Here is a 583-nt window from a genome sequence, read left to right as displayed (position 1 = left end):
ATGCAGGCGTCATCCAACCTGCCCCCGCCCCGGGCGCTGCATCAGATGGCCAGCGCCTACCTGTCATTGGCACGCACGCAAACCGCACTGTGGCAGATGGTGTTTATGCATCGCATGCAGAATGCGGCGCCGGTGCCCGCCTGGTACCAGCAACGCACGGCGCAGTTGTTTGAGCGGGTGGAACAGCAAATGGCCCGGTTGGCAGATGGACAGTCTGCCGCTGCGATCCATCTGGCAGCCCGTACCCTGTGGAGCAGTGTCCATGGCATTGCGGTATTGGCGGCAGAAAACAAACTGGAAGTGGCCGGCGATGTGGATGAGCAGGCCATGCTGGATTCGTTGCTGGAACATTATTTAAATAGTTGGGCGAGGGAGAGTTGAAAGTTCAAAGTTGAAACGCTAACGATGTTCTACATGACGGCAAATATGCTGCCCGCGTTCATGGGGAATGGCGCGGGCTGCGCTTTCCAGAAGCTGACCATCAGGATCGCGATTCGACTTTGAACTTTGAACTCAAACCCGAACAAAAACCAAAGGCGAAAAAATGCAGAAAGGGTTGTTTTCATTACTGGCGTCGCGGCGC

The 583-nt window shown here is 55.9% G+C and carries 1 protein-coding gene; it reads left to right on the top strand.

The genetic code is table 11. The features are described from left to right. Positions 1-381 (top strand): TetR-like C-terminal domain-containing protein (locus A3754_RS07915; RefSeq protein ID WP_197468561.1); only part of this gene is annotated, 381 nt, incomplete at its 5' end. Positions 382-583: the final 202 nt, after the last annotated feature.

The organism is Alcanivorax sp. HI0083, assembly GCF_001635175.1.
The sequence above is the reverse complement of the archived record's forward strand: the minus strand, read 5'-3'. Positions and strand labels throughout refer to the sequence as shown.